Origin of the sequence: Sulfurimonas sediminis, assembly GCF_014905115.1 — a bacterium.
Classification (GTDB): Bacteria; Campylobacterota; Campylobacteria; order Campylobacterales; family Sulfurimonadaceae; genus Sulfurimonas; species Sulfurimonas sediminis.
The window spans coordinates 1,625,809-1,649,692 of record NZ_CP041235.1; the positions used below are offsets into that span (position 1 = coordinate 1,625,809).

Annotated in this window: 21 protein-coding genes and 2 pseudogenes; 6 read left to right on the forward strand and 17 right to left on the reverse strand. The window is 37.1% G+C overall.

The features are described from left to right. Window positions 1-3: 3 nt before the first annotated feature. Genes FJR45_RS08810 through FJR45_RS08830 form a run of 5 tightly spaced genes read right to left on the reverse strand, consistent with a single transcriptional unit; the run spans window position 4 to window position 3,492 of the window. A complete protein-coding gene (locus FJR45_RS08810; RefSeq protein WP_193150201.1) occupies window positions 4-354 on the reverse strand; it encodes a hypothetical protein in 351 nt (116 codons plus the stop codon). Continuing rightward, window positions 341-1,144 (reverse strand): indole-3-glycerol phosphate synthase TrpC, encoded by an 804-nt coding sequence (gene trpC / locus FJR45_RS08815; RefSeq protein WP_193150202.1) that lies wholly within the window; start codon window positions 1,142-1,144, stop codon window positions 341-343. The genes FJR45_RS08810 and trpC overlap by 14 nt, the downstream gene beginning before the upstream one ends. Beyond that, window positions 1,141-2,436, reverse strand: coding sequence for a tetratricopeptide repeat protein (locus tag FJR45_RS08820; RefSeq protein WP_193150203.1), 1,296 nt, complete (start codon window positions 2,434-2,436; stop codon window positions 1,141-1,143). The genes trpC and FJR45_RS08820 overlap by 4 nt, the downstream gene beginning before the upstream one ends. Then, the gene (locus tag FJR45_RS08825; protein WP_193150204.1) at window positions 2,429-2,809 is read right to left on the reverse strand and encodes a YkgJ family cysteine cluster protein; all 381 of its coding nucleotides are present in this window, start codon (window positions 2,807-2,809) and stop codon (window positions 2,429-2,431) included. Before FJR45_RS08825 ends, FJR45_RS08820 begins: the two co-directional genes overlap by 8 nt. Beyond that, window positions 2,797-3,492, reverse strand: a complete 696-nt coding sequence (locus FJR45_RS08830; protein WP_193150205.1) for a tRNA1(Val) (adenine(37)-N6)-methyltransferase — start codon at window positions 3,490-3,492, stop codon at window positions 2,797-2,799. The genes FJR45_RS08825 and FJR45_RS08830 overlap by 13 nt, the downstream gene beginning before the upstream one ends. 55 nt (window positions 3,493-3,547) lie before the next feature. Here FJR45_RS08830 and kdsB point away from each other — a divergent pair, with 55 nt between their 5' ends. Then, a complete protein-coding gene (gene kdsB, locus FJR45_RS08835; protein ID WP_193150206.1) occupies window positions 3,548-4,264 on the forward strand; it encodes a 3-deoxy-manno-octulosonate cytidylyltransferase in 717 nt (238 codons plus the stop codon). Between the two features lie 64 nt (window positions 4,265-4,328). On the opposite strand, the gene rpsO is transcribed toward kdsB, so the two are convergent. Beyond that, on the reverse strand, window positions 4,329-4,604 hold the full coding sequence (gene rpsO, locus FJR45_RS08840) for a 30S ribosomal protein S15 (protein ID WP_151899895.1): 276 nt from the start codon (window positions 4,602-4,604) through the stop codon (window positions 4,329-4,331). 162 nt (window positions 4,605-4,766) lie between these two features. On the opposite strand from rpsO, the gene FJR45_RS08845 reads away from it, so the two are divergent. The 5 genes and pseudogenes from FJR45_RS08845 to FJR45_RS08865 all read left to right on the forward strand — a co-directional run bounded on the left by FJR45_RS08845 (window position 4,767) and on the right by FJR45_RS08865 (window position 10,776). Next, window positions 4,767-5,171, forward strand: coding sequence for an RrF2 family transcriptional regulator (locus FJR45_RS08845; RefSeq protein WP_193150207.1), 405 nt, complete (start codon window positions 4,767-4,769; stop codon window positions 5,169-5,171). A 110-nt stretch (window positions 5,172-5,281) separates the two neighbouring features. Then, a pseudogene (gene flhA / locus FJR45_RS08850) lies at window positions 5,282-7,377 on the forward strand (flagellar biosynthesis protein FlhA). A gap of 10 nt (window positions 7,378-7,387) precedes the next feature. Then, window positions 7,388-8,467 (forward strand): DHH family phosphoesterase, encoded by a 1,080-nt coding sequence (locus FJR45_RS08855; RefSeq protein ID WP_193150208.1) that lies wholly within the window; start codon window positions 7,388-7,390, stop codon window positions 8,465-8,467. A gap of 124 nt (window positions 8,468-8,591) precedes the next feature. Beyond that, complete coding sequence (locus tag FJR45_RS08860) at window positions 8,592-9,116, forward strand: FtsZ/tubulin family protein (protein WP_193150209.1); 525 nt, start codon at window positions 8,592-8,594, stop codon at window positions 9,114-9,116. Window positions 9,117-9,465: 349 nt separating this feature from the next. Further along, window positions 9,466-10,776 (forward strand): PDDEXK-like family protein, encoded by a 1,311-nt coding sequence (locus FJR45_RS08865; RefSeq protein WP_193150210.1) that lies wholly within the window; start codon window positions 9,466-9,468, stop codon window positions 10,774-10,776. On the opposite strand, the pseudogene FJR45_RS08870 reads toward FJR45_RS08865, so the two are convergent. The 11 genes and pseudogenes from FJR45_RS08870 to FJR45_RS08920 form a co-directional block, all read right to left on the reverse strand. Continuing rightward, window positions 10,777-11,055 (reverse strand): annotated as a pseudogene (locus tag FJR45_RS08870) (transposase); the annotation flags it as partial. A gap of 96 nt (window positions 11,056-11,151) precedes the next feature. Then, window positions 11,152-12,510: an N-acetylmuramoyl-L-alanine amidase family protein gene (locus FJR45_RS08875; protein ID WP_193150211.1), complete on the reverse strand. Its 1,359-nt coding sequence runs from the start codon at window positions 12,508-12,510 to the stop codon at window positions 11,152-11,154. A gap of 6 nt (window positions 12,511-12,516) precedes the next feature. Continuing rightward, window positions 12,517-13,608 carry a nitronate monooxygenase gene (locus FJR45_RS08880; protein ID WP_193150212.1) on the reverse strand — a complete coding sequence of 364 codons (1,092 nt, stop codon included), beginning with the start codon at window positions 13,606-13,608 and terminating at the stop codon, window positions 12,517-12,519. A gap of 1 nt (window position 13,609) precedes the next feature. Beyond that, window positions 13,610-14,809, reverse strand: coding sequence for a tyrosine--tRNA ligase (gene tyrS, locus FJR45_RS08885; protein WP_193150213.1), 1,200 nt, complete (start codon window positions 14,807-14,809; stop codon window positions 13,610-13,612). 19 nt (window positions 14,810-14,828) lie between these two features. After that, complete coding sequence (locus tag FJR45_RS08890; RefSeq protein WP_430739312.1) at window positions 14,829-16,967, reverse strand: RelA/SpoT family protein; 2,139 nt, start codon at window positions 16,965-16,967, stop codon at window positions 14,829-14,831. A gap of 19 nt (window positions 16,968-16,986) precedes the next feature. Further along, the gene (locus FJR45_RS08895; protein ID WP_151899888.1) at window positions 16,987-17,208 is read right to left on the reverse strand and encodes a DNA-directed RNA polymerase subunit omega; all 222 of its coding nucleotides are present in this window, start codon (window positions 17,206-17,208) and stop codon (window positions 16,987-16,989) included. A gap of 19 nt (window positions 17,209-17,227) precedes the next feature. Then, the gene (pyrH, locus tag FJR45_RS08900; protein WP_151899887.1) at window positions 17,228-17,938 is read right to left on the reverse strand and encodes a UMP kinase; all 711 of its coding nucleotides are present in this window, start codon (window positions 17,936-17,938) and stop codon (window positions 17,228-17,230) included. Window positions 17,939-18,054: 116 nt separating this feature from the next. After that, the gene (locus FJR45_RS08905) at window positions 18,055-19,236 is read right to left on the reverse strand and encodes an ISAs1 family transposase (RefSeq protein ID WP_226966519.1); all 1,182 of its coding nucleotides are present in this window, start codon (window positions 19,234-19,236) and stop codon (window positions 18,055-18,057) included. Window positions 19,237-19,456: 220 nt separating this feature from the next. Then, on the reverse strand, window positions 19,457-19,933 hold the full coding sequence (locus FJR45_RS08910) for a GGDEF domain-containing protein (protein ID WP_193150215.1): 477 nt from the start codon (window positions 19,931-19,933) through the stop codon (window positions 19,457-19,459). A 97-nt stretch (window positions 19,934-20,030) separates the two neighbouring features. Further along, window positions 20,031-22,322: a molybdopterin oxidoreductase family protein gene (locus FJR45_RS08915; RefSeq protein WP_193150216.1), complete on the reverse strand. Its 2,292-nt coding sequence runs from the start codon at window positions 22,320-22,322 to the stop codon at window positions 20,031-20,033. Continuing rightward, the gene (locus tag FJR45_RS08920) at window positions 22,319-23,884 is read right to left on the reverse strand and encodes a DmsC/YnfH family molybdoenzyme membrane anchor subunit (RefSeq protein ID WP_193150217.1); all 1,566 of its coding nucleotides are present in this window, start codon (window positions 23,882-23,884) and stop codon (window positions 22,319-22,321) included. Before FJR45_RS08920 ends, FJR45_RS08915 begins: the two co-directional genes overlap by 4 nt.

Consider the following 23,884-nt stretch of genomic DNA (forward strand, 5'->3'; position numbering starts at 1 on the left):
CATTTAGTTCTTTGGATTTTCATAAAACACATAGGGTGTTGAAAAATTACTGATTTCAAAGTAGACTTTTTTCTCCCCTTTATCAACAACAAGATTTCTGTTGGTATCTATATAACCATACCCGTAACGATAATTTCTCGGTGTATTTCCGTCCGTACTTGTAGCTGTTGTCAGTTTATCAATTTTTATAAATCTTTGAACAAGCTGTCCACCCATATAAATATCAAGTACACCGTTTGTTCCTGTCCAGTTTTGGATAGAGCGTCCTATTTTATTTTGTGCTTCTTGCGTACATCCGTTCAAAAAGAACATTGTTACTGCAAAAAGCAGAATAATAATTTTATTTTTTTTCATAATTTTCTCCGAATTTCAGTTTTTTTAATGCCAACTCTTCATCTTCTTGGCGCATTAATGATTCACCGACCAAAAATGCGTCTACTCCTGCTTTGCTTAAATCTTCAAGCTGTCCATGCTCATATATGCCACTCTCGGCCACAATAATTTTTCCGTTTGGTATCAAAGGAATCAATTCATAGCAAAGGTTCATATTCATCTCAAAAGTCTGCAGATTTCTGTGATTTATCCCGATAATGTCCGCTCCGGCGTAAATGGCTTTTACCAAATCTTTTTTGTCATGCACCTCAACCAAAATTTCCAATCCCAAGTGCCTTGCATAACCCAGTAAATCTTTGAGCTCTTTCTTGCTTAAAGCTGCCGCAATAAGCAAAATAAAATCAGCTCCGAAAACCAGGGCTTCAAGTACCTGATATTTTGAAATAATAAAATCTTTTCTTAAAAGAGGAACAGAAACATATCTGCGAATACCGGCAAGATAATCAAGAGAACCTTGAAAAAAGTGCGGTTCAGTTAAAACAGAAATAGCACTTGCCCCTCCGCGTTCATACGCCTGAGCAATGGCAAGCGGATCAAAATCTTCACGAATAACACCCTTTGAAGGTGAAGCTTTTTTCACCTCGGCAATAATTCTGTAGGGGTCTTCCTCTGTAGCTTTTAAAAACGGAATCACATCACGCGGCTGTCTAGCATTAAAAGCCAGTGAGCGTCCCAACCAGTCCAGCGAAAACTCTTTCTCTCTTTGTACCAGATCTTCTTTTGTTTTTTTAATAATGTCATCTAAAATCATCTTTTCTTCTTCCCTTTATTGTGTTCTAAGCTCTTTTTGTAGCATGCATCTATCTTCTTTACATGTAAGAGTACTTCAGGATTGTCTCCGCCTTCCATATTAACTACCCTGTCCATCACTTTTTTCGCTTCAACGCACTTTCCCAGCTTATAATAGCCCCATGCCAGAGAATCCAGATAAAATGCAGAATCCGGATTTGTTTTTAAAACTTTTTTGATGTAGTCCATGCCTTTTTTGACATCCAGGTCATGATCAATCAGAATATAGCCCAAATAATTCAGATAGAGTGGCTCATCTGTCTCTTTGGCAACTTTTGTCAACTTTTTTACTATAGATGCCAAAAGCTTTTTTGTCATTTTCTTGCTGTGTGCCTCATATTCATAAATAGCACTTTGTCCCAAATATTTTATATCTCCGCTTTTTTCATACAGTTTCTGTGCCAGAGCACTTGCTTTTTCATAATTTTTCCCTGTCATATAAAGTTCTAAAAGTACCGTATCATCCGCATGTGTCTCTTCCAAAAAGTCAATAAGTTTGACATAGTCTCTTTTGTAGGCATATATACGGATTATTTTTTGTGCGACTGATTTGTCTTTTTTTAAACTATAAAGTCTTTTGTATACAGAAAGCAGGCCTTCGATGTTGTTTTCATTACTGTAAATTCCGATTAAACGGTTACATATAAGCTGTGAGCATCCGTGCATGCGTGTATGTGTCTCAAGATAGGCAATCGCATCTTTTTTCCTATGCAGATTAACATACAGAATAATTGCCATTTTATCAAGTATTTTTTCATTATACTCTTTCATATACGCACTGTTAAGATACTTTAACGCGACATCAAACTCCTGGTTTTTGATATACACATCACTGGCTAAAAGGTAATCCTCTGCTTTTTGTGTTTTTTTTGCAAGGGCAATTGAGAGTTTTTTTGCATAATCGAGTTTTCCCATTTCCATCAAAGCAATGATTTTTAAACGGATGAGCGCCGGATCAGAGAAAGTACCCTGTGTTATTTCATCAACTTTTTCAATCACTTTTTCATTCTCTTTTGCCACAAGATAGTTATGCAAAGAGCGATACAGATACTCTTTTTTGGATGCTTTGTCATAAAGTTCTTCAAAGCGTCTTGCCGCTACATCATAATGTTTTGTAAGTTCAGCATTTAACGCAAGCATGATATACAGATCTTCACCCTCAAAAGCTTTTTCATTTGGACTTATCGGTCTGGGATGCGTTGCGCATGAAACAAAGAACAGCGACACTGTTACTAAAAGGAGAATTCTAATCATCTATTATTCCTGGACACTCAAGTTTTAGCTCATCAACTCTGGTTTTGTAATAATCCCAAAAAGGAAATGTTTTACACTGATTTGGACGGGCATTGTATATTTTACACCCATTTGTTTTTCTGTCATAAAAAACACATTCATAGGAGTCATTGATTTTGTTTTCTCTGATAGAGTATTTATACCCTTTCTTAAAGAGATATTTTAACGCAAATTCATTAACATCCATTGCTAAAACTTCTGCAATTGCAAATATTTCATTTTTAGTGACATATATGTAGCCACTCTCACCCGTACAGCATCTGCCTTCACATGTAGCACATGCACTGGTATCAAAAGCATAGGGATAATTTTCTTTTTTTATTATATTTGACATTTTATACTCTGTGTATTGGCTTTTTTATAAATGTTTTGTACTTTTTGTGAAGGATTGTCTCCCTCAAAACTTATCAACGGAGGCCAGACTTTCATCATTGCCTTTGAACCGTTTCTTGCATGTATCATTACCAGTGATGCACTCCTGTCAATTTTGGGGTGGACAAACTGCACATCCACTATCTTCATTTTGACTCTCTCAAGTTCAACGCAGACATTTCCAAACTGCGAGGCATCATAACAAAATATAAAATGTGAATGTGGTCGCAACAAACGCGATACTTTTTTAAAAAACTTCTCTAAAGGGAGGTGCACATTATAGCGTGCATTAAATAATATCTCATTTTGGCTTTTTTGTACACCAGCAGGATAAAACGGCGGATTTGAAATAATATAGTCATATTTCTGTACTTCTTGCATATCCAAAAAATCACACTCATGCAGTCTATACGCTATTTTGTTGACTCGGGCATTTGTTTTGGAAAAATGCCTGAAAACTTCCTGCTTTTCTACTGCTTCAAGTTCTACTTTTTCATTGTCTCTTGCAACAAGCAGCCCTACGACTCCGCAACCTGCACCTACATCCAGAACTTTCCCTTTGGGATGAAAAGAGTTGATAAAATCATACAAAAAAAGAGAATCGCTGTTATAGCAGTAACCAGAATTCGGTTGGTAAAGAAGCATGAATTAAAGTCCCTTGGGTTATAATATTGCAATTATATCATAAGGGCAGATTAATATGATTATTATTCCGGCAAGATTGGCATCCACACGGTTTCCGCAAAAGGTTTTAGCAGACATAGGAGGCGTGCCTATGGTTGTAAGAACGGCACAAAGAGTATCACATTTGGATGATGTAGTTGTCGCCTGCGATGATGAACGCATCATTACTACATGTAAAGAGCATGGAATCAAAGCCATGCTGACATCCACAACACACAAAAGCGGTACAGACAGAATTCACGAATGTGCCACTATTTTAAATTTGCCGGATGAGGAACTTGTTATCAATGTCCAGGCAGATGAACCTTTTATAGAGCCTGATGTTGTTGAAGCACTTATAAAAAAACTCAAAGAACTGCAAAAAGAAAAAAAAGAGTTTATTATGGGAAGCTGTTATAACGCTATAAATGCACAAGCGGCAGAGGATTCCAATCTCGTTAAAGTTGTGCTCGATGCAAACAGCAATGCCGTCTATTTTTCCCGTGCTAAAATACCATACAATCAAAGCGGAGAAGCTGTCTATTTCGGACATATCGGTATTTACGGCTTTTCTAAAAAAAGCTTGAAAGAGTTTTGTTCACTCCCTGATGCTCCCATTGAAGACATTGAAAAACTAGAGCAGCTTCGTGCAATATACCATGGAAAAAATATAGCTATGGTCAAAGTGGCAAGTACAGGTTTTGGAATTGATACAGAGGATGATTTAAAAAGAGCGATTGAGATTTTTTTATAAAAGCGGATTACATGTAAAGAGAAAGTCCCAAAAAAAAAGGGACTTTAAAGAAAAAGTTTAAAACTTAGATATTGTCACGAATACCTAAATCTTCGATGAGTTTCATATAGGCGTCTTTGTCTTTTCTTTTGAAATATTTCATCAAACGACGACGCTGACCAACTAATTTCAGTAATCCCAAACGAGATGCATGATCTTTTTTGAAAACTTTTAAGTGTTCTGTTAACTCTTTAATTCTTTCAGTTAAAAGTGCAATTTGAACTTCACTTGAACCAGTGTCATTTTCACTGCGACCGTATTTCGCAACTATTTCTTGTTTTTTAGCCGAATCTAAAGCCATAATAGCCTCCTGATAGGTATAATAATCTAACTCAAATGCACAATGCAGAAGAATTGAAGCGTGATTATAGCAAAACTTTTCTTTAAATTTTATTTTTGTTTATTTCGGCAATAATTTTGGATATAATATCATTTTAAAAGTTTAAATAATGAAAGTAAATACATGCTTATAACCCGTGCCAGCGAATATGCCATCTTATCACTTATACTACTTTGCAAAGCAGAAGCGCCAATGGACAGTGATACTCTTTCCAAAGAGCTCTCTATCTCCAAAAGTTTTTTGGCAAAAATTCTTCAGTCCATGGCAAAAGCACAGATTTTAAACTCATACAAAGGTGTCAATGGTGGTTTTGCTCTGAACAAAGATCCCAAAGATATCAATATGCTTAGTGTCGCGTCCTGTGTAGAAGGCAAAGCACCTACTGTTTTTGAGTGTGCTCCCTCTTTGGGAGACTGTCCTTCCGAAAAAGCCAGTACATGTACAATATGGCCTTTTTTACACAGACTCCAGGGGAAAATAGATTTGTTTTTGGCAAACTTGACTTTGGCAGACTTACTCGACGACTAAATTTGGTGAGACACTGACACTTGGCAAGAAAATTGACAACAAAACAAAAAATCGGAACTTCCCTTAACTTTTTACTAGGCAAACGTGATCTTGGTGTTGTCTTTTTTGTAATGGCTATTTTGGCGATTATTATCGTGCCTCTGCCTTCTTCCGTTTTAGATGTTTTGTTGACGATTTCTATAGCTTTATCTGTTTTAATTTTGCTTATTTCATTATATGTGCCAAAACCGACAGATTTGACAACTTTCCAACACTCATACTTATTCTTACCCTTTTTAGACTTTCACTAAATATTGCTACAACAAGAATGATTTTAAGTCATGGGTATGAAGGACCCGAACAGGTCAGTGATGTTATTACAAGTTTTGGTGATTTTGTTGTCGGAGGAAATTATGTCATTGGGATTATCGTTTTTTCCATTTTGGTTCTTATAAACTTTATGGTCATCACAAAAGGTTCCACAAGGGTTGCAGAAGTTGCAGCACGTTTTGTACTTGACTCTATGCCCGGAAAGCAGATGGCTGTTGATGCAGATTTAAATGCAGGACTTATAGACGATGCCGAAGCCAAACAACGCCGTGCGGAAATTCTTCAGGATGCCAATTTTTACGGGGCAATGGATGGTTCTTCAAAATTTGTCAAAGGGGATGCCGTTGCAGGTATAATTATTACTCTTATAAATATCATCGGCGGTTTTCTCATCGGTGTTTTCCAGTACGATATGAGCGTTACAGACAGCGCTTCTACCTTTACACTTCTTACAATCGGTGACGGTCTTGTCAGCCAGATTCCGGCACTCATTACCTCAACGGCAACCGGTATTATCATTACCCGTTCCTCAAGTGACGGTGACAATTTTGCCGAAGGCACTATCTCACAGATGATAGGCAATGCAAAGATTATGATGATAGTCGGCTTCATCATGCTCTTATTTGCTCTTGTTCCTGGCCTGCCAACTGCCTCTATGGGGTTTGTCGGGATAATCTTCGCCCTGCTTGGGTGGTCTATCTACAAATATGAAAAAGGAGAACTTTCCATTTTGGATGTTGAAAATCTCCTTGGTGTCAAGACAAAAGAAGAGGTAGAAAAAGAGAAAGAGAGAATCAAACCGAAAAAAACGAACGAAGAGATTGCCAAAGAAGAGGAAAATGCGCTTGATGACATACTCAAAGTAGAAATGCTTGAACTGACTTTGGGATATCAACTTATAAAACTGGCCGACAGTTCTCAGGGTGGTGATTTGCTTGAACGTATTCGTTCTATGCGAAGAAAAATAGCAAATGACTATGGATTTTTAATGCCGCAGGTCAGAATACGTGACAACTTACATCTCAAACCTAACCAATATCAGGTACTGCTTAAAGGTATTGCCATTGGTGAGGGGGAAATCATGCCTGATAAATTTCTTGCGATGGACAGCGGTATGGCTACAGGAGAGATTCAGGGAGAACCGACAAAAGAACCTGCTTTTGGACTCGATGCTCTGTGGATAGCACCAGAACAAAAAGAAGATGCAATTATTAACGGATATACCGTTGTTGATCCTGCTACAGTAATCTCCACACATATGAGTGAACTCATCAAGCGTAATGCAGAAGAGCTTTTAACCCGTCAAGAAGTGCAGTCACTTATTGATAAAATAAAAGATGATTATCCTGTAATCATTGATGATGTTTTAAAAGTGGCTTCCATCGGTCTTATTCAAAGAGTTCTCAAAGCACTGTTGCATGAAAAAATTCCGCTTAAAGATATGCTTACTATTTTGGAGACAATTGCAGATATTGCCGAATATACAAAAAATGTTGACCTTATAACAGAACAGGTCAGAGCCAGACTTTCTCGCGTCATTACCCAAATGTATGCAGGGGATGATGGGGTGATACGCCTTTTGACATTTGATACACAGACAGAGCAGTTGTTACTGCAAAAATCACAAGAACAAGACGGTGTGAGAAATCTCATGCTCAATGTAGGAGAAATAAATGCTCTGATTCAGGCAACAAGCACAAAGGCTGCAGACTTACTGCAAAAAGGGATTTCCCCTGTTATTATTATCGTCGATCCACAAATCCGTCGCAGTGTTGCAGAAATATTTGAGAGATTTTCTCTTGATGTTGTAACACTCTCTCATGCAGAAATTGACTCGAGTGCTACATTTGAAGTGATGGGCTCTATTTCAATTCAAACACAAGAAACAAATAACTAAAAGGGTACAAATGAAAAACAGAACTATTCATCATCTTTCACACATTGATTTGGATGGCTACAGCTGCCAGCTGGTCATGCAGTACACACCGTACAAAAGATTTAACTACAACTCCAATTACGGGGCAGAAGTGAAACAAAAGCTCGATCTTATGCTGGAAAACATCAGAAAAGCAAAAGAAAAAGCTTACATACTCATCACGGACCTGAATCTTACAGCGGATGAATCCCGTTGGCTCAGCCATGAGGTAAAAAAAATGAATGACGGTGCCTTTGATGTCAAGTTACAACTTCTTGATCACCACGGAAGCGGGGAAGAGAGTGCAAAAAAGCATGAATGGTACTATCTTGATACCAGTCGCTGCGCTACAAAAATCACCTATGACTACGCAAAAGAACACTTTGAACTCAACGAACCTGCATGGATGGAGAAGTATGTTGATGTGGTCAATGCGGTAGATTTATGGAAACAGGAAGAACATGATAATTTTGAATACGGGAAAGTCTGTATGCGTCTTGTAACAGAAACAAAAGAACTCAACCGAATAATGTTTCCTGATGAAGACTCAAACTACAAACTCACACTGTTGCATAAAGCGGCAAAATTCATTCATGAACCTGATGCCCCTATCTTACTTGATGAAAAAATCCACTCTTTAAAAAAGAATTTTTTCAGACGCGACAAAGATGATACACTCGATAATCTTGCCACACGATATGTTGTTGAGCTTATGGGCAAAGCCAGAAGTGAAAAAACAATCTATTACAAGGGATACAGAGGCTACCTGAGTTATGGTATAGGAAACACCTCCATAGTCGGCAACGGATTTTTAACAGCCTACCCTGAATATGATTTTATTGTGGATGTCAGCTACAGAGGAACAATGAGCCTGCGCGCAAGCGACAAGGTAAGTGTTGCACAGATATCCAAAGAGTGGGCAAACGGCGGAGGACACCCAAATGCTGCCGGAGGAAGAATCATGGGCTTTAAAGAGCAGTTTCGTTATGACAAAGTCAAACAGCAGATTGAAAAAGTCATCAACGACAAAGAAGCGGTTGCCGGTGATTTGGAATATAAAAAAGAGGACTAAGCCTCAAGGCTGCTTTATCTTTTTTGAGAATTTATAAAATAGTATTCTATCAATACTAAAGCAGACATAAAGCTGTCACTTAAGAAGTTTAAACTATCTTATAAAAAATAGACGGAGAACCTAAATGGAAAAATTTGAACTAAGAGAAATAAATGAAACAATAGATAAAAAGACTTTATACCCATATATTGATGCTACAGAGTTTAATGATAAAATAAAAAAAGCTATAAAAAGAATGCTTGGGGTTGTTATCCCAAGTGGTGATAATGATATAAATCTTGATTTTGATGATGTGAAAATCATTATGCGTCATGGAGGAATGGGATTTAGTGGTGTTGGAGAACATGATGGTGAAAATTCAGCAGTCGAAGCCCTGAAAAAAGCAATAGTAGATTCATCATTGGATTATAATTTCATGAATCAAGTGTCAGGTATATTGATACATTTTGAACTTCATCCAGATTTACCTATTATAAATATTGCAGAAGCAATGGATATCATACATAAAAATACTAACAATGAAGCTGATATCGCCTGGGGAACAACAACCGATAGGTCAATTAGTAAAAATTATGTAAAAGTCACTATTTTGTTTACCGGATTTGAAAAAAACAAGCTTAAGCATATGGCTGTTAATAATATTTATTAAAGTTCATAATGAATCAATCATTTTCATCCTATATTCCAGAAATTTAATTTTAAATAACAAGTTGACAGCCTTAGCATCGGATGTGTACAAAGAAGCTACAAAGATTAATTTTATTGCAAAGAAGAAGATGGTCCTTGTATCTGTTGGATTGAGGGTATAAAAAGTAACTTTGACAATAGTACTAAAATTTGGAATATTGATGATGCTAAGTACCTATCCAAAAATAAAACCAATTAATTAACCCGAATGTCATAGTTCACTATCAATATATAAAAACAATAAGGAATACAAAGATGGGAAAAGACAAAAAACATTTTTTAGATATAAGTATACAGCAAAGACTCTACGTATGAAAGAAAAAAATTTATTAGAACAAATCAAAGTAATTCAGAAAAAATACTATGAGATAAATAAAATTACAGGTGAGAATTTCAATATTTTTGAAGCTGGACATATAGGGCATATAGAGACTTTCCATACAAGACTGATTGCTGAATTATTATGCAAAAAGGGTTCACATAATCAAGGAGATACTTTTTTAAAACTTTTTTTTAATAAGCTCAAATTAAAAACAAATTATGAAAATACAAAAGTCTATTCTGAATACCAAACTGACAATGGGAGAAGAATTGATATTGTTATTGAAAATGAAAAATTAATTATTGGAATTGAAGCAAAAATTTATGCAAAAGATCAAGATAAACAGATTCAGGATTATTACACTTATTTAACAAATAAAAATAAAAAAGTTTATCTAATCTATTTAACACTTGATGGTCATTTACCAGATGAACAAAGTAAAGGAGAAGTAAGTCACGATCAAATAATAATTATGTCCTTTAAAACTGAAATATATGATTGGATTATACTTTGCATCAAAGAGGTATATGATAAGATTAATTTAAGAGAATCGTTATTGATTTACAAAAATTTGTTGGAAAAATTAACAAATCAGAATCTAAAAAAGGAAATTGAAATGGTCAAAATTTTAAATAGTAAAGAAAATATTGAATCAGCTTTTAACTTATTTGATGTATATGAAAGAGCTTGGGCAGAGAAGGAATATAATTTCTGGTGTGATTTGTATGCAAAGGTTGAGAAAAACATTGGTTCTCAATGGGAAGATGGTGATGATATATTTTTGAAAGAAAAAGATAAAAGTGTCTGGTATAAGAGTGATGGTGAACCTTATGATACAGAAGAGAGTATTAAACAAATTAAAAGCCTGCGATATGGATCAACAAATAAATTATTCGGTATTGCTTTTAAACAAAATTGTGATGGTCGAAATATTTATCTGATTGTTGCTTATGCGAATTCTTCTGAAGTTGGTTGGCTGTATATAGAAATTAAATCTAATGATAATAAAAATTTCAATCATACTCAAATACGAGAATTGCTAATAGACAATAATGATGTTCTCCTAGATTTTAAAGACTTTGACGATACTTCTGTGTATAAAATAATTGAAGAAATAAAATTTCCTTCATACAAAAATAGAATGGGAAACTTTGAGTTATTTGGCGAAAGTAAGTATAAAACAATTATCAATAAATTATCAAAAGAATTAATTTGTAAACTTAATGAAATTGATAAAATATTAAGAAGAAATAATGAGAGCGTAAAAAATTCTGTGTCAGCTACCATTTGTAACACCTAACTACAACTCTAAATACTCATCCAGCCTCCCCTCGAAAAAGATAGCTAATTGCGAAATAGTTTGACTCCAGTTATGCACTGGCTGAGTCCATTTTTCCTGTGCATTTTGAATGCCCATATAAAGTAGCTTCAGTAAAGAATCTTGACTCGGAAAAGCTCCTTTCGTTTTTGTAAGTTTACGAAACTGTCTATGTACAGATTCAATAATATTCGTTGTGTACATAATTTTTCTGATTGGATATGGGTACTTGAAATAGTGAGACAAGTTCTCCCATTTATTATGGGAGTGTTCAAAAGGGAGTGTTCAAAATTCTTTATCAACCTTTTATATTCTTATTATATCAGGCTAATAAAGAATTTTGAACACTCCCCTCCCTTATCTTTTTTGAGAATTTATAAAATAGCGCTCCACTCCATTGGCAAGTCCCTGTGCCATTGTTTTTTGGTAACTTCTGCTTACAAGCCGTCTGGCTTCTGTCGGATGCGTTATAAATCCGACTTCAACCAGGACAGAAGGCATTTGGGCCCCTACCAGTACCCAAAACGGCCCTTCTCTGACCCCTGCATCTTTCACATTCTTGTATCTGCTTTTGAGTGTTGCTAACGCCCCTCTTTGCAGATCAATTGCCAGCTTATTTGATGCAACAATGTTGTGTGAATTTATGGTGTTTAAAAAGCTTTGCTTTCCGTAATAATCCATCTCATCCAAATCTGCCGAATTTTCCATTTCTGCTACTTTTTTTGCCCTGCTTGAGCGGGATTTTGAGAGAAAATAGCATTCCAGTCCAGAAACTCTTTTGGCATCTTTGCGTCCAACTGCATTGGCATGGATACTGATAAAAATATCTGCATTTTTTCTGTTTGCATATTTTGTTCTGTTTCTTAATTTTATAAAGCGGTCACTGTCACGCGTCATGTACACTGTAAAACCTCTTGCGCGAAGTATACGCTTTAGCTCTCTGGCTATACTCAAGACCACAATTTTTTCTCTGTATTTTCTGTATCCTATGGCTCCAGGGTCTTTTCCGCCGTGCCCTGCATCTATGACTATAACTTTATTTCTGTCGAGTCTTTTGGGTGATTTTTTCTTTGTTTTTGCTGATTTGTTGATGATTTTTATAGAAAGCACTTTGCCTTTTTTAAAAAAACGGATTTTTAAAGGCGTTTTGTTTTGAATAACCAGCCGCAATGTATTTGGATTGTACTGTGCCAGTTTAATTTTATCAACCCCCTCTTGCTTGAGAGTATTTGACTTCTTCAGCATGGAAGCATGTATATCAAAAACATATTTATAGATGCTCTTTTTTTTATCACTCAGCGTAAAATAGTTCACCTGTTTCTTTTGAAGATTTTTATCAAACTGTAACACCAGTCTTTTATTATAAAAGCGAACTGATTTTAATTTATGTGAAGATGTAACTTGAATGTTTTTTTTTGCTTTGTAATTTTTTTTGGAAATGTGTGAGAGGTGTTTATACTCCTGTTCATATCTTTTTACATCAATATGTAATCTATGTCCACTGGAGATTATCCCTTTTAGAGCGGAGTGTTTAAGTTTGTTGTCTCCGTGCAACAATGCTCTTAAGTAGAGGTTTTTATAATCATTATATGCACGAAACTGATTGCTTTTACTCGAAGATTTTAAAAAAGAATCTGCCCTTTTTAAAATCTCCTGATCATTGACAGCATATAAAGCAGTAATAAAAAAAAGTATGAGAGCAAAAACTTTTATCATACAGTATTATTCACCGTGCATAAGCTTGTCAATAAGTTCTTTTACTGTAATAATTTCATTTAATTTATAGCCATTGGTTCCAGAGAAAAAGAGTCCTGTTTCCAGGTTTCCCTCATAAGCATCACTTAATCTGTCTGCAATACAAAAACCGACAACTTTAGCCTCTTCTCCCCGGTTACATGGTGCAACACAGTTTGAAATACACTTAATTGCAGGACCTTCTCTTTTTTCTACCATGCGTGTGAGATTTGTCACAACTCCCTGTGCAGGATATCCCACAGGAGAACCCATAAGTTTTATATCACCCTCTTTTGCATCAAGAAGTACTTTTTTAAAGTTTGCATGCGCATCACACTCATAGGTACCGATAAAACGAGTTCCCATCTGCACACCGCTCGCACCGAGTTCCATCATCGCTTCTATGTCGTTTTTGTCCCAAACACCACCTGCAGCAATTACCGGCATGCCACCCCATTGCGCTGCTTCTTCTACAACAGGTTTTACAAGGTTTTCCAATTGATATTGTGGCATTGAACATTGCTCATAGGTAAAACCCTGATGCCCACCGCTTTTTGGACCTTCGAGAATAACGGCATCAGGAAGACGGTTATAGCGCTTTTGCCATCTTTTACAAATAATTTTCAAAGCTTTTGCAGACGATACAATAGGCACTAACGCTACATCAGGATACCCTTCAGTGAACTCCGGCATATTTGTCGGCAGTCCTGCCCCTGTGATTACAATATTAATACCGGCTTCACAGGCATCACGAACAACACGTCCGTAGTCATTGATAGCATACAAAACATTTGCGGCCAAAGGCTTGTCGCCACAGATTTTTCTGGCATTTTTTATTATCTCTGTAAAGCCATCTTTTGAGTAAAAGTTTGCTTCGCTCAAAGGCCTGTCTGCTACCAGTTTTTTTGCAAACTCTTTATCTTTGTAGTATCCTGTTCCAACAGAACTGATAACTCCAAGTCCGCCTTCTTTTGAAACAGTACCAGCTAACTGATCCCAACTGATTCCAACACCCATACCACCTTGTACTATTGGCTTTTCTATCTCATATTTACCAATTTTTAAAGACTTGAAATTCATTTTACTTTACCTTTAACTTTGCAAATTTTCTTTTTCCAACCTGTAACAGGTATTCTCCTGATGACAATTCCAGCTTTTCATCAGATACTTTTTTCTGGTCTATTTTAACACCACCCTGCTTGATGTCTCTTCTGGCCTGGGATGTTGAGGGTTCCATTTTGCAATCAACCAAAGCTTTTGCAATCCAAATCGGTCCCTCACAGCTAAACTCTGAAATATCATTTGGAATTTGGCTTTTTGAATGGATTCTGTCAAACTCTTCTTTTGCATTTTGTGCTGCTTCTTTATCATGAAAACGCGCTGTGATTTCCAATGCCAAGTCTTCTTTTACTTTTTTCGGATGTAATTTTCCTTCTTTTACTGCCCTCTCTAGCGCTGCAATCTCATCAAGACTTTTGTCGCTCAAAAGCTCAAAATACCTCCACATTAACTCATCGGATATACTTAAAACTTTACCAAACATATCATTTGGTTCATCTGAAACACCAATATAATTTCCCAGAGACTTACTCATTTTCTGGACACCGTCAAGACCTTCGAGAATAGGCATCATTAAAATGGCCTGTTGTTTCTTAATATTGTATACTTTTTGCAGTTGTCGTCCCATCAAAAGATTAAACTTTTGATCGGTTCCGCCTATTTCTATGTCAGATTTCAGGTAAACACTGTCATAACCCTGCAGCAGCGGATACATAAATTCACTCGTTGCAATTGCGACATTTGTTTTAAATCTTTTTGAAAAATCATCACGCTCAAGCATACGCGCCACTGTTAAATTTGAGGCAAGCGCTATTAAATCAGCTGCACTCATTTTTCCCAGCCAGTCATCATTATATACTATGTCTGTTTTACTCTCATCTAAAATTTTAAAAGCCTGTGTCGTATAACTCTCAATATTTTTGATTATATCTTCTTTTGACAATACTTTTCGTGTGGCATTTTTCCCTGTCGGATCACCAATTGTTGCCGTAAAACTTCCTATAAGAAACTGCACTCTTGCACCGTATTTTTGAAATGTTGCAAGTTTTTGCAAAAGAACAGTATGTCCAAGGTGCAAATCCGGTGCCGTCGGGTCAAAACCGGCTTTTACCGTATATGTCTTTCCCTCTTGAAAATAAGCTTTTAAAAGTTTTTCTATTCTTTCGTTGTCAATAATCTCTGCACAACCTCTGTTTATCTCTCTTAAAGCTTCATCTATCATTTTTTCTCTCTATATTTATTTAATTTTTATAAGCATCATCGGTTCTCACCAAATTGACAACTTTTATTTTAGACTCTATTTTAGCACGAAGTGAATTAATATCAGCTTCTTTTGCCTCAAAAACAAGCTCACAGTACTTAATATAATCAGCGCTCTCTTTGCCCAGTTCAATTGCATTGATATCCACATCCAGTTTAACCAGAAAACTCAAAAACTCAGCCAAAGCACCTTTTTCATTGTGCAAAGAGGCAATCAGTTTGTATCGGTAAATTTTTTCCTGCTTCCAGCGGACAAATACCATCGGCTCATGGGCATCGAGCATTTTTGTAGCATTGTTACACAGTTTATGATGGACATGCACCTTTGTTTTATCCAAAAATCCCATAATTTCATCCCCGTGTTTGGGATGACAGCAATAATCAAATACTATATCGGTAATGTTTGTTGTAGAAAATATCTCAATGCCTGCAACTTCATACCCTTTGAGTTTGAATCTGTGTCGGGAAATAAACTTTTTAAATCTGTTGTTTTTACTGATATCTACTATATATTTATGAATAACATTCTTAAAATGTTCTATGTCGTTAGGAATAGAGGTCACACTGTCACACTGATGTTTCAAAAACCATTCCTGCACTCTCGCGAAATTCAGCTTCATTGCAGTTGCAACAATACTCACGGCCACTTTTGCATTAAGATCGCGTATTCTTGCATTGCAGTTTAATTTCATATTTGTTTTGGCTTTTGATGTTTTAACCGCATCAATCCAGGAACATCTTGTAATAATTTCATCTCCGGTAATTATTTTTACAATATCACCATTATTGAGTTCGCTCATTAAAGAGGCTTTTGTTTTATTGATTAAAGCGCTCACAGCTTTATTTCCGACTTCTGAGTGTACAGCGTAAGCAAAATCAAGTGCCACTGCTCCGCGGGGAAGAGTAAAAGCATCACCCGACGGAGAGAAAACCGAAATATCTTCAGAATACAAATCATTTTTAATGAGTGCATAAAAATCTTCTACAGATTCATTTTGGTACTGCAGGCTGTCTAACCAGTCCAGCTTGATGTTGTTGCCGCCGCTTTTATATTTCCAGTGTGCGGCAACTCCAAGTTCAGCAGTTTTATGCATATCGTAGGTTCGAATCTGTACTTCAAAAATTGCGGCATCATGAAAAACAGTTGTATGAATGGTCTGGTATCCATTGTCCTTTGCAACAGCAATATAATCTTTAAAACGTGAAGCAAGCGGACGAAAATTAAGATGAATAAGCCCCAGAATCGTATAACACTTTACAGGGTCTTTGGTAAGAATCCGCACAGCCAAAAGATCCAGCACCTCATCAATACTCACACCTTTTCTCTGCATCTTCAGATAAATAGAATATTTATGTTTTATTCTTGACAAAATCTCAAAATCATCTTCACAAAAGCCATTTTTCACAAGAATCTTCATAATTGATTCTTTGATTGCATCAAGTTTCATCTCAATAGCATGATAGTTTGTCTGAAGATAATTTTCTATTTCCTGCTTTTCCTTGGGGAACAAATAGCCGAAACTCAAGTCTTCAAGTATATTTTTCAAAAATGAAATCCCCAACCTGTGTGCAATAGGGGCATACACAACCAATGTCTCTTCGGCAATTCGTTTTTGCTTGTGAGGGGGCAAGGCATCAAGGGTGAGCATATTGTGCAGTCTGTCACACAGTTTGACAACAAGAACCCGTACATCATGAATACTGGCAATAAGCATTTTTCTAAAAGAGAGTGCCGATACGACAAGCTTTTCATCAGAATTGGAGGGAATGAGTTCATGGTCTCTAATCGTATCTATTTTTGTAAGTCCCTCCACCAAATGGGCAACATCCTTGCCAAACAAATCTTCTATCTGTTCAATAGTCACAGGGGTGTCTTCAACAACATCATGCAATAAAGCGGCAATAGCCATCGACTCATCATTTGTTATAGAAACAACAATGGAGGCTACTAAAACAGGATGGATTATGTAAGCTTCCCCACTTTTTCTATACTGCCCTTCATGTGCTTTTATAGAAAAGTCCAATGCTTTTTCAAGTGGTTCACTTTGAGGTATTTGAGAAAAAAGATAAGCAATTGCAGATTCAACATCATTGATGTGTTTAACCTGTTCTATATCCATTTGACTCAAAGACAAAAACTTATTTCTCTTTGTCGCTAAAGCCTTTGACTCTGATAAGTCCTTCAGCTATTTCCATAAGTGCCAAATCAGTTGACTTGATACTGCTTGTATTGACATTTAATTTGCTTGGAGCACCGTTTTCCAGTTCATCACATCTTTTTGCAACTGCAATTGCCAGTTGATATCTATCCATACTTGGATTTTCATCTAAAACTTTCGCTGTTAATTCTTCAACTTTCATTCTCTGTTTTTCCTTTAGTTTATTTTACTATTGAGCAGTTACTCATATTTCCGTTTAAAATATCCAGTAAGTTACCTTGCTTGGACATATCGCAGACAATAATAGGCAGACTGTTGTCTTTTGCCAGTGCGATTGAGGTGTCATCCATAACCTTTATATGATCCTGCAATGCCTGGTCATATGTCAGTTCGGGCAATTTCACCGCATCAGGATACTTGGCAGGGTCTTTGTCATACACTCCATCAACTTTAGTCGCTTTAATAATGACTTCCGCACCGATTTCTACAGCTCGGAGTGTTGCCGCCGTATCTGTAGTAAAAAACGGATTTCCCGTCCCTGCTGCAAAAATAACAACACGTCCTTTTTCAAGATGGCGTGTCGCTTTACGATTAATATACGGTTCAGCAATCTGTTCCATTTTTATAGCGGTTTGCATACGTACCTGCATTCCGGCATGCTCACAGGCCTCTTGCATTGCTACACCGTTTATAACAGTTGCCAGCATGCCCATATAATCTCCGGATGTACGCTTGATAATTCCGTCCTGGGCGGCAGTCACACCACGAATGATATTTCCACCTCCAATGACTATACCGACTTCTATACCTGCATCAACAAGAGTTTTAATCTCCTGGGCAATATACTTTAAAATCTTTGTATCGATTCCATGACCTGCTTCTCCAGCAAGAGCTTCACCCGAAAATTTAACTAAAACACGTTTGTTTGCCATGCATATACCTTTTTATAAAATCTGTGAATTATACTTAAAAATGGCTTTTGTTTTGCTTTGAACTATTTTAATCTCTGTCAATTGCTAGGTAAATCCCACAAAAAATAAAACAAATCTTAATCAATATAGTTTGATTCAATCAATTGAACACTAAAATCATCACGATAAAGAGCATTTCTTTTAATATCTGCCATTGTAGTTTTACCGGTTAGGAGTACCTTTTTATCTTTGTTCTCATTTAAAAACAACTGATAAAGATTAACAGTAAAACTTCTAAGAATAGCTATAGAGAAAGGCTCTTTATATGCTATATGGTCATCTTCTTCAGTAAGCATATCTAAGTGATAGTGATATGTTTCCACTCTCCAATGTTGCAGTATCTTTTGAAGAAACTCTTTTGCAGTTGTTTTAAAGTTAGCCATTAAATATTGAGTTGAAATTGTAACTTCACCAGTCTGTGCATTTGTTAATGTTTTCGTCACTTTAATGAGTGATTGAATATTTTGAAAGTTCTCATGATACATAACTAAATCAGCACTTTTATTTTGAAAAACTTCTACTTTTCGAGAGACTCTTTTGTTGTTTTCAGTTAAATAGCTATCTTCATCATCAACTCTATCTGTAGGCTGATTAAACTCTTCTATGGTCTTTATAGCTTTCTCTTTGAGGTGTTTCTGGTTATCTTTGAGTTTTGCTATATATCTGTTACCTTGCTCATCAATAGTGTTGAGAATCTCTGATTGAGTAAGCAGTGCATCAAAGGAAAATATCTGTCCTTCATTGCTAAAAATATTATCGTTTAAAACCTCTTTGAGTGCAGTAATTTCGCTACTCTTATTTTTATCTAAAAACTTGTGAGCAAACACTATTTTTATATCTTTATCCAAGATATTTAGTATTGCTTTATGTCTTTCCTGTGTGTATTGACCATTCACGTCGCTACCTCTCAGCCACTTCCCGTCAATAGCAATATTTTCTTGTGCAATGAATGGAAAAAAGAACTCTCTAAATACTTTTTCCAAAGCATTATTATCTGTGTTTATCAATAAACGATGATATGTTGATTTGGAAGGAATCGTTATCTCTTCTTTATCAAAAATCTCTTTGAGTATTGCATTGTCTTTGTTATATATCATCCATGAAAATATATCCTTAAAAGTTGTATTTCCTTTGATAAGTGCAAAAAGTGTCATGAAAAGAACTTCGTGCAATGGATATTCTATCTTCCCTGTATCTACTCTATAGTCTGGGATACTTTTTAGCGATTCAAGTAAGGCTTTTGTGCGTGTTAATTTGATGGTAAACTCCTTGTTTTAGGAGTCTAAGCAATATTTCTTCCAGTTCTTTTGAATCTATTGATTAAGATTTATTTTATTTTTCGTGGGATTTACCTATGTCAATTGCAGCCTTTCTCGCTTTTTCCATTAAGGCATCCGGGCTTGCAGCCTGATCCGGATACACAGATGTACCTATGGAAATCTTAAAATCTACAGTATATTTTGTATTGAGCTCGGGAGCCTATGCAAATGACTCCTCTACTCTTTGACACACTCTCTTGTAATTTTCTTCTTGTAAATATTCATTAAATACAATCATAAAAGAGTCATCACTGATATGTCCGATTATATCCTCACTCCGTGTACTTTGCAGCAGTCTGTTACTTGCTTCAAGCATAAATTCCTCTGCCAGCACTTTTGAATGCAGCTGAACTTCATAAAAATTTTTTATTTTTATTACCATAACCAAAAAAGATTTATTATGTCGCAAAGCTCTTTGTATCTGTTCAGAAATTACTATTTTAACATTTTCTTTATTCGGGAGAGAGGTGACAGGATGATAGTAGGCATTTTTTATGAGTCTGTTTTCATCTTCCAAGCGTTTTTTTATCTTTTTCCTGTATTTGATATTAAAAAACAGACTTGCAAGCAAAAGTATACTTCCTGCAAAAAGAGTGTATTGATACAGTTCACATTCCTGCATAATTATGACCGCCATTTTTGAAGTTTTGGGGAGGCAATGCCATTAAGTTAAGAAAAAAACTGTTTAACTTAATGGGATTTGAAAGGACCCGTAAATAATTATAACATAACTTCTATTGTTGCAAATGCACCTCTTTTTCTTTATAGCCAACCCCTTCATAAACGACCTTATGATGTGCAATCGCTCCGCTTGAGTGTTCCTCTTCAAGTGTCAGACCCTCAGGCACCTCCTGTGAGTGAAGCTGTATTGCCGTTTGTTTGAAATTCGGTTCTCCTGATTTTGGACAAAAACTTTCATTTGTCAAAGTATTGACAAGCTGTTCGTTGAAATGAAACGGGACAAATACCGTGCCTTCGCGTACACTTGATGTGACCCGTACAATAACATCATCAACGCGTCCTCTCGGAGATGAAAGACTCATTCTGTCACCGCTTTTTACTTTGAGTTTAGCCGCATCTTTTGGAGAAATATCTACCCAGGCTTCAGGAGCCAAATTGTCAAGAATGGCAATATCTCTTGTTTTTGTTCTCGTATGCCACTGTTCAACTGTTCTTCCTGTGTTTAAAATAACAGGAAACTCAGGGCTCACAGGCTCTGCCATCGGATGCCACTCCACACATACAAGTTTCGCTTTTTTATCTGCTGTTCTAAACGGAATATCTTTGGTATAAAGTCTTTTGCTCCCCTTTGGAAACTGTTCATTACACGGCCATTGAATCCCGCCCAACTCTTCTATAAGCTCATAACTCATACCGCTGTAGTCACACAACTGCCCTTTACTGACTTTTTTCCACTCCTCAAAAGCATCGCGGGGTTGGCTCCAGTTTGGAAAAAGCATCTCATTCACACCCTCAAAATATTTTGAAAATTCAAGAATGATATCAAAATCGCTTTTTGCCTCACCTATCGGTTCTACTGCTTTGTTCGCCTTGTTACAGCGACGTTCGGAATTCGTATAGACACCCTCTTTCTCACCCCAGGTCGCAGCAGCGAAAACAACATCTGCTATTTGTGCCGTATCGCCTAAAAAAGCATCCTGCACAACCAGCAAATCAAGTTTTGTCAGTGTTTTTCGCAGTTTGTCCTGATTGACAAAACTCACCAGCGGATTGGTCGCCGTTATCCAAAGCGCTTTTATCTCGCCTCTGTCAATGGCATCAATAATTTCGGCATATTTATAGCCGCGTTCACGCGGAATAATCTCCTCCGGGACATTGACAATTTTCGCATACTCTATTAAAGCTTCTTCATCCCCAAAGTTTCTGTATCCCGGAAGAGATGAAGTGAACCCAGTTTCGCGTGTTCCCATCGCATTACACTGTCCCGTAATGCTAAAAGGTCCTGTGCCCTCTCGTCCGATATGCCCTGTCAAAAGATGCAGATTGATAATTGCACTGACAGTATCTGTTCCCATAAAAGACTGGTTCACGCCCATCGTCCAACCGGTGATAACACTTTTGCTTGAAACAAATTCCCGTGCGAGTTCATAAAGCGTTTTGACATCAATGCCTGTAATGTTTGCCACCTCTTGGGGCGGATAATCCTGCAGATGTTTTCTGAGTTCTTTATAGCCGTTTGTATTTGCTTTGATATACCCCTCGTCTTCCCAGCCCTGCTCCATCACTATGTAAGCCAGACCGTTGTAAAGCGCCAGATCCGTACGAGGTTTTATAGGCACATAAACATCTGCCATCTGGGATGTTTTAGAAGCTCTCGGGTCTATAACGATGACTTTTTTCTTAGGATTTTTGTTTACATGTAAAGTCAGTATCGGATGATTGTCCGCAATGTTGGCTCCGACCAAAAAGATAGTATCGGCAAGGGCAAAATCTTCATACGAGCTTGTCGGACCGTCACTGCCAAGAGACTGTTTGTAGCCCATAACGGCAGATGCCATACACAAGGTTGTGTTGCCGTCATAATTATTTGTGCGAAGACCAAGCTGGACAAATTTACCCAAAGTGTAAAATTCTTCTGTCAAAAACTGCCCTGTTCCAATGACTGCAACAGCTTTGTGTCCATGCTCTTTTTGAATTCTCTTAAATTCACTGCTGACTTTCGTGAAGGCTTCATCCCAGGTTACAGGTTTCAGCTCACCGTTTTGTTTTATCAAAGGTGTCTGGATTCTATGGGGAGAGTTCAGCATTTGATGTTCACTCAAACCTTTTGGACAGAGTGTTCCCTGATTGACAAAATGTTTTGGATTTCCTTTGGTATAAACAGCTTTGCCGTCTTTGACACCGATGTAGAGTCCACAGCCGACACCACAGTATCCACAGGTCGAAAAGACCCATTTGTCGGGTTTTTTTGCATCAGCTATCATGCCGAATGTTTCATCATGCGAAAGTTTGTATTTCTCTTCTTTTATATCAAACCTTAAAAAATCTTTTAATCTACTTATCATCGTTGTTTCCCTACAAAAAATCCACCTGCCATTCCAAGAGGAACAACCGTGGTATAAAATAAAAATCTATCACTTATTTCACTGACAAAGGCAATAATGATTGCCAAAAAGAGCATTACAGAAGCCGTTACATGTAACGATGCGCTTACAAAGACCAAAGTAAACAGCGGCAACACTACACCACCGAGTATCAACGTGGCAAAACGAATCATTTTGACCTTATGAAAATTTTCATTTAAAAGTCTTTTTGTCCGTTGCAGTTGGTATTCATTCTCTTTTGCATCAAGACTCCTAATATCTTCATAAGAGAAAAAAAGCTGTGCCAAAGCACCAAGCATACCCAAGGTCGTCAAAGGAATAATCGCTTCATGCACGCTTGATACGGAGCTGATAAATGCAACTAAAAAGATTCCGATATATGCCACACCGAAGAACTTGAAATTTGTTGTAATCCTGTTCCAGGAAGGACGAGCACGAATACGGTAAATCATACTTTGTGCATAAATTCCATAGATTCCCACAGCTAAAGTCAGTGCTTCAAGCAACAAACGCAATACACTGGAAATATCGAAAAAGTATGTTGCCACCACAGCACTCATAAGCCCTGTAAAAACGCCCAAAGCCAAAGCCTCACGAGAGAGCCACGAGGTTTTTATATTTTTCATAGCTGTCATCGCCAAAAACGGGCGTCCGAGATGCAAGGCCGAGAGGGGCAGACCGATTGCCGCAGGAAGCATCACAAGCAGTGCCATAATCCAGTTAGTACTCTCAAATCCGAACAGACTCATAAAATCACCTAAAAAGAGTGCCAAAAAACCACCGAGGGAAATTTGCGTCAACACTGTCATAAAAACAAGAGGCAGTTCCTTATGTGCAGGTTTTAAGATGTGTTCATCCATCTCTTTCATATCATCTGGAAGATTCTCTGGAAGTGTGTAACGCGTTGTAGAATTTGTTATGCGTGCATCTGGTAAAAACGGCATATTTGCCTGCTCATCAATGTCACGCTCCAGCCACTCTTTGACATTGACAACTTCAATTTCAATTGCCCCTGCAGGACAGGCTTGTACACAAGCAGGAGATTCACCTACATCAAGCCGTTCGTGGCACATATGACATTTTGTAACAATATTTCTCTCTTCATGAAACACAGGCACACCGTATGGACAGTTCCATGTACAGTATTGGCACCCTATACATGTATCGTCATCATGCACGACTATCCCTGTTTCAGCTATCTTTATATAAGACTCTGTCGGACAGCCTATGAGACATTCAGGATCTATACAGTGGTTACAGCTCATAGAGTTGAGCATTTGGGTAAAAGCCGGAAAATCTCCGCCTTCCATCTCTCCGACACGACGCCATTTTATATCCGCAGGATTGTTGTTTTGTTCATTACAAGCGACTTCACAACATCGACACCCAACACAGGCAACAGCGTCAAAATGAAAACGGTACTGTTCCCCCTCTTTTAACGGCGGTATATCTATAGAGTAATTCCCACATTGCATCCCTGTATCGGCTTTATACTCTATAAAATTTTCTAAAGGTGTCTGCAT